Origin of the sequence: Actinoplanes sp. NPDC051633, assembly GCF_040681735.1 — a bacterium.
GTDB lineage: Bacteria > Actinomycetota > Actinomycetes > Mycobacteriales > Micromonosporaceae > Actinoplanes.
In genome coordinates this window covers 1-5,627 of sequence record NZ_JBFAZH010000472.1, presented here as the reverse complement: position 1 = coordinate 5,627, position 5,627 = coordinate 1, and the positions used below count along the sequence as shown (strand labels likewise).

At 71.0% G+C, this 5,627-nt stretch carries 5 protein-coding genes and 1 pseudogene; 4 read left to right on the top strand and 2 right to left on the bottom strand.

The genetic code is table 11. From position 1 onward, the window contains the following. Together AB0M20_RS24155 and AB0M20_RS24150 are read right to left on the bottom strand one after the other, a co-directional pair. A partial coding sequence (locus AB0M20_RS24155) for a family 43 glycosylhydrolase (protein ID WP_364301726.1) occupies nucleotides 1–424 on the bottom strand: 424 nt, incomplete at its 3' end. Nucleotides 425–491: 67 nt separating this feature from the next. Then, nucleotides 492–1,952 carry a GGDEF domain-containing protein gene (locus tag AB0M20_RS24150; protein ID WP_364301724.1) on the bottom strand — a complete coding sequence of 487 codons (1,461 nt, stop codon included), beginning with the start codon at nucleotides 1,950–1,952 and terminating at the stop codon, nucleotides 492–494. 109 nt (nucleotides 1,953–2,061) lie between these two features. Here AB0M20_RS24150 and AB0M20_RS24145 point away from each other — a divergent pair, with 109 nt between their 5' ends. The 4 genes and pseudogenes from AB0M20_RS24145 to AB0M20_RS24130 form a co-directional block, all read left to right on the top strand. Beyond that, the gene (locus AB0M20_RS24145; protein WP_364301722.1) at nucleotides 2,062–3,081 is read left to right on the top strand and encodes an arabinan endo-1,5-alpha-L-arabinosidase; all 1,020 of its coding nucleotides are present in this window, start codon (nucleotides 2,062–2,064) and stop codon (nucleotides 3,079–3,081) included. A gap of 50 nt (nucleotides 3,082–3,131) precedes the next feature. Next, nucleotides 3,132–4,517 carry a D-glucuronyl C5-epimerase family protein gene (locus AB0M20_RS24140; protein ID WP_364301720.1) on the top strand — a complete coding sequence of 462 codons (1,386 nt, stop codon included), beginning with the start codon at nucleotides 3,132–3,134 and terminating at the stop codon, nucleotides 4,515–4,517. Between the two features lie 40 nt (nucleotides 4,518–4,557). Then, a complete protein-coding gene (locus AB0M20_RS24135) occupies nucleotides 4,558–5,208 on the top strand; it encodes a 4a-hydroxytetrahydrobiopterin dehydratase (protein ID WP_364301718.1) in 651 nt (216 codons plus the stop codon). A gap of 7 nt (nucleotides 5,209–5,215) precedes the next feature. Continuing rightward, a pseudogene (locus AB0M20_RS24130) lies at nucleotides 5,216–5,627 on the top strand (glycosyl transferase family 1); the annotation flags it as partial.

Sequence of the window (5,627 nt, the reverse complement as noted above, 5' to 3'; positions counted from 1 at the left end):
ACATCGTGCCGTCGATGGCGAACTTGTTGTCCGGCAGCGCCACCTGTGTCGCGCCCGTGTAGCCGGCGTTCGCGGTCAGCGAGCTGATCACGTACATGCGGTGGGCGGCGCCGCGGCCGGCGGCGAAGTGGATGTAGTAGCGGCCGCCCTCGGTGGTCATCTCCGGCGCCCACACTTCGCCCAGGTTGCCGCTGTCGTACCAGACGTCGCGCGCCTGCGCGTTCGCCAGGCCGGCGGTGGACGACGCCTGCCGCACGGCGATCCGGTTCCCGTAGGACTGCACCGAGATGTAGGTGCCGCCGACGCGGATCACGCTGGGGTCGGCGGCCCGGATCGACTGCGCGGCCGCGGCGGGCCGCGCGAAGACGGTCGCGGCCAGCAGGGCCAGGATCAGGATCAGCGGGGTACGCACCGAGAGCTTCATGAGACCACTCCAATGAGAGAGCGCTTTCACGAGCATCACTTCGACGTACGTCAATGTCAAGGCATTGTTAACCAGCAATGACGTTGTTAACCAGCGGCGGGGCGTCTGGCATGGCTGCGCGGCCGGCGCTCTTCTCCCGGTACATGCCGGCGTCCGCCGCGGCGAGCAGCGCGTCCGACGTCGGCCGGGACAGGCCCGCCGGCGTCGCCACGCCGATGCTCACGTCGACCGTCAGCTGGTGGCCCTCGTGCAGGATCGGCGCCGTCACCGCACGCCGCAGCCGCTCGGTCATCGCCCCGGCGTCCCCGGTCGAGGCGGTGACCACCACGAACTCGTCACCGCCGAGCCGGGCGACGGTCTCCGCGTGCCGGACCGTCCCGCGCAGCCGCCGCGCGACCTCCTGGAGCACGTAGTCGCCGGCCGCGTGCCCGTACCGGTCGTTGATCGGCTTGAAGCCGTTCAGGTCGAGGAAGTGCACCACCGGGCCGTCGCCGTCGTCGTCGGCCCACGAAGCCAGCGCGGTGGTCAGCCGGGCGTGCAGCTCCTGCCGGTTCACCAGGCCGGTCAGTGTGTCGTGCGTGGCGCGATGGGCCAGCACCTCGCGAATCTTCTCCTGGGCCCGCACCACCAGCATAAAACGGGTCAGGACGATCGCGGTCAGCAGCGCCATCGCGATCATGATCGAGCCCCGGCCCAGCACCACGTCGCTGATCCGCAGGTCGGCCAGGGCCGGCAGCGCGACCAACGAGATGGCCAGGAACACCACCCGGGCCGGGTGCAGGCGGCTCTTCTCGCCGTTGCGCGGGTCGGTCAGCTGACCGGCGTCCGGGTGCCACAGTGCGGCGGCGAAGAGGCTGTTCGCCAGCAGCAGCACGCCGTCGAGCCGCTCGAAGTCGAAGTCGGGGAACCAGATCGGCGCCAGCGACATGCTCACGTCCGCGACGAACGTGATGGTCAGCGCGACGGTCAGGTATCGGACCGCGCCGCGCCGGCCGCCGGGGGAGAGCACCAGCAGCGCGCCGGCCGCGAAGAGCAGCACGTCGCCGAAGGGATAGGCGACCGCCAGCACGTCCGCGGGCGACATGCCCGCCTCGGTGAACAGGGGCCGCATCATGAACGTCCAGAACAGCGTGGCCACCACGATGACCATGGCCAGGCCGTCCAGCGCGGCCTCCCGCAGCCGGCCCGGCGCGCGTAGCCGCACCATCTGGATCAGGCCGGCCGCGAGCAGCGGATAGCCCGCGATCCACAGGAAGTCGGCGGCCGACACCTCCCCGGAGTCCTGGTACCGCCAGATCAGAAAGGTGTAGAGCAGGTCGCCGAACAGCCACATGGTCAGGCTGGAGGCCACCAGCCCGTGCGCCAGCCGCGCCCGCCCGGTCCGCCGGTGCGCGCCCAGCCACGACAGCACCACGAACAACGTGAAGGCCAGCGTGTACGCCCATCCCGCCACACGGGTCCCGGGCGCCACAAAGGTCGGCGTGGCCGCGATCACGGCGATCAAGGGCACGATGAATGGGCGCTTCACGCAGTCCCTATCGGCGGATCCGCGGAACGATTGCAAGAAAAGTCGGCACCTTTTCGCACCAGGGGAACAGGGGGATGCCCGGCCGCCCGGCACGGGTCAGGCTGATCGAATGCGTAAAGTCGCCGTGGCGTTGCTCGCCCTCGCCGTCATTCTCGGCCTCGCGTCGCCCGCCAGCGCCGGGTGGAAGCCGCCCAGGGGCAAACTCGTGATGACCGGTGCCATCGGTGACTACGTGCCGGGGGTGATCGACGATCCGGTGCACGACCCGACGCTGTTCGCCGACCGCGGCACCTACTACGTCTTCTCCACCGGCATCCTGAACCCGGCCGACCCGGGCGGCATCTTCGCCCGCCGGTCCCGCGGCTCGCTGGCCGGCCCGTGGGAGTCGCTCGGCGCCATCGCGCTGCCGGAGTGGACCCGCGCGTACGGCGTCAATCATCTCTGGGCGCCGCACGTGGTCCGCCGCGGCAGCTGGTTCTACCTCTACTACGCCGCGTCGTCCTTCGGTACGAACCGCTCGGCGATCGGCGCCGCCCGCACCCGCACGCCCGGCGTGCTGAGCAGCTGGCGCGACCTCGGCCCGATCCTCACCTCGGACCCGAGCAAGAACTACAACGCGATCGACCCGGACGTCTTCTTCGACGGGCGCACGTGGTGGATCGCCTTCGGGTCGTTCTGGGACGGGATCAAGATGCAGCGGCTCGAGGACATGACCCGGCCGGTCGGGGAGGTCCTCTCGCTGGCGCGGCACCCGGAGAACCCGCCGAACCCGATCGAGAACCCGCAGCTCTTCCACCATGGGCGCTACTGGTACCTGCTGGCCTCCTGGGACTTCTGCTGCCAGGGCGTGAACAGCACCTACAAGACCATCGTCGGCCGCTCGACCTCGCCGAAGGGCCCGTTCGTCGACCGGACCGGCAAGAGGCTGCTCGACGGCGGCGGCACGATCCTGCTGCAGAGCCGGGGCAACCAGATCGGCACCGGCGCGCCGGACGTGCTGTTCGCGTACGGCCGCTGGTACATGGTCCACCACTACTACGACGCCAACGCGAACGGCGTCATCCGCATGCAGATCCGCGAGATCGAGTGGGACCGGCAGGCCTGGCCGTACTTCCGCCCGGACGAGTGACAGAAACCTGAAGGAGCCCGCCAGGCGGTAAAATCGGACAATTTGGCTAGGTGCGTGCCGCTCTCTGCTTCCTCACCGTCCTGGCGAGTCTCGGCTTCTCACATGCGGCCGTAGCGGACCCCGCCGTGCTCGCGCCACGGGAGGTGCCGATCAACGTCCGCCCCTACAACGGCGGGCAGATCTCCCCGAAGCACGCGATCGGCCTGGTCGACAGCCAGGGCGTCCGCATGTTCCGGCACCCCACCTACACCGGCGGCCAGCTCCGCAACCACCCCGTGTCGCAGGCGCAGTACGGCCTCCTGCTGGTCAACACCTACCGGGTCAAGAACGACACCTGGTTCCTCGACCGGGCCGAGCGGCAGGGCCGGCGGATCATCGCGACCCGGGTCGTGTCCCGCGGGGCGTGGTGGTTCCCGTACCCGTTCGACTATCCGCTCGCCTCGAACCTGAACTACACCATGCGGCAGCCGTGGTACTCCGCGATGGCCCAGGGCCAGGCGATCTCGCTGTTCGTCCGGCTCGCTCAGGCCACCGGGGACGCCTCCTGGCGCACCGCTGCGAACAACGCCTTCGCCGCCCTGCGGCTCGGGTTCAGCGCCGCCGGTCCGTGGGTCACGCACCGCGACGGCAACGGCCGGCTCTGGCTCGAGGAGTATCCGAACCGCACCCCCGGCACCTCGGGACGCGTGCTCAACGGCCACCTGTTCGCGATGTACGGCCTCTGGGACTACTGGTCGCTCACCAGGTCGGCGGCGGCCGCCGGGCTCTTCGCCGACGCCGCCGCCACGGTCAAGCGGTACATCCGGAACTTCCGCAACCCCGGCTGGGCCTCCAGTTACGGGCTGCGCGGGCTCGCACCGACCGAGAAGTACCACACCATCCACGTCGATCAGCTGCTGCACATGCACGCCCTGACCGGCGATGCGACCTTCGCCTCGATGGCCGAGGGCCTGCAGTCGGACTTCCCGTCGCCCAGGCAGCCGGCCACGATCCTGCTCGCCACCGGTCAGCACACCGGCATCCGGTTCGGCGGCCCGACCGGCGGCGCCGTGCTCGGCCGTCGCCTTCTCGGCCTGCGGGCGGGCTCGACGGCGCCGGTCGACCAGCGTCGGCGGATCGCCGGCCAGCCCGGGTTCTGGTATCACGTGACCGCCGGCCAGCTGCGGGACTACTGGGTGCAGGAGGTGCCAGGGGTACGCGCCACGCTGACCCCGGTCTCCATGGTCAACTACCTCGCGATCCGGGTGGTCCGGATGGCGGCCGGCCGGCACCGGGTGTGCACGGCCACCAAGTGCCGCGTGACCCGCGTGTCGTCGGCGATGCGCTCCCGGGTCGGCGCGATCGGCTGGATCCGCGGCGAGCGGGCCGTGCGGGTCACGACGGGGCCGGTCAAGAACAAGTGGCTCCTGTTGAGCTCGCGGACGACGCTGCACTGACCGACACTGCACTGGCCGCCGAACTGACGACAATGGCCGGATGAGCGAACTCACCGGAAAGCAGATCGCCGAGGCTGGGCTGGACGGCTGGGCCTACCTGCTCGGCGGGCTGCAGAGCCGCATCCGTACCCCTGACTTCAAGGCCGGGCTGGCGCTGGTCGACGCGATCGGCGCGGCCGCCGAGGAGATGGACCACCACCCGGACCTCGATCTGCGGTTCACCCACGTGGACGTGCGGCTGCGCAGCCACGACGTCGGCGCGGTCACCGGGCGCGACCTGCGCCTGGCCCGCCGCATCTCGCAGCTCGCGGCGGAGGCGGGGCTGTCCACCGACTGCACGGACGTCTCCCGCCTCGAGCTGGCGCTGGACAGTCCCCAGTTCCAGCGGATCCAGCCGTTCTGGAGTGCCGTGCTGGCGATGAAGGCCGGCCGCGACGACGTCGTCGACCCCGACGGCGCGCTGCCGGTCGTCTGGTTCCAGGCGTCCGGCGCCGAGGAGCCGCGGCAGCGCTGGCACCCGGACGTCTGGGTCGACCCGAGTCAGGTTCGGCCCCGCATCGACGCCGCGATCGCGGCGGGTGGCATCCTGTTCAGCGACGCCGAGGCGCCGAGCTTCTGGGTGCTCGCCGACCCGGAGGGCAACAAGGTGTGTCTCTGCACCTGGCAGGATCGTGGCGAGAACTGGAGTTGACGGCGGCGTGACTATCGGAGAGACCAGGGGCCGTGTGGTCATGCTGGTCGACAACGGCGTGGAGGGCGACTCGCGGGTGCAGAAGTCGGCCCGGTCCATGGCCGACGCCGGCTGGGAGGTCACGCTGATCGGGGTGGCCACGCCGGGAGTCACGCGGACCAGCTGGCGGCTCGGCGGCGCCAAGGTCGAGCTGGTCCCGTTCAAGGGCCCGCTGTCCACCCCGCGCGCCCGGCTGGGCTGGTCGCCGCGCCGTCCTTTCGCGTACCCGACGCACGCGCTGGCCGCCAGCCGCCGGCAGAGGCTCGCCGGCCGCAACCAGGACGTCGGCTTCCGGCTGGCCGCTCTGACCGCGGCGCGGCGGGCCGGCGGCAGCCCATGGGCCGAGCGGGCGGGCAAGGCCGGCCTGGTGCCGATCCGGG

Bases quoted from the DNA above. Each gene is read 5' to 3' on its own strand.
- AB0M20_RS24145 (WP_364301722.1), top strand. From the start codon at position 2,062: ATGCGTAAAGTCGCCGTGGCGTTGCTCGCCCTCGCCGTCATTCTCGGC.
- AB0M20_RS24135 (WP_364301718.1), top strand. From the start codon at position 4,558: ATGAGCGAACTCACCGGAAAGCAGATCGCCGAGGCTGGGCTGGACGGC.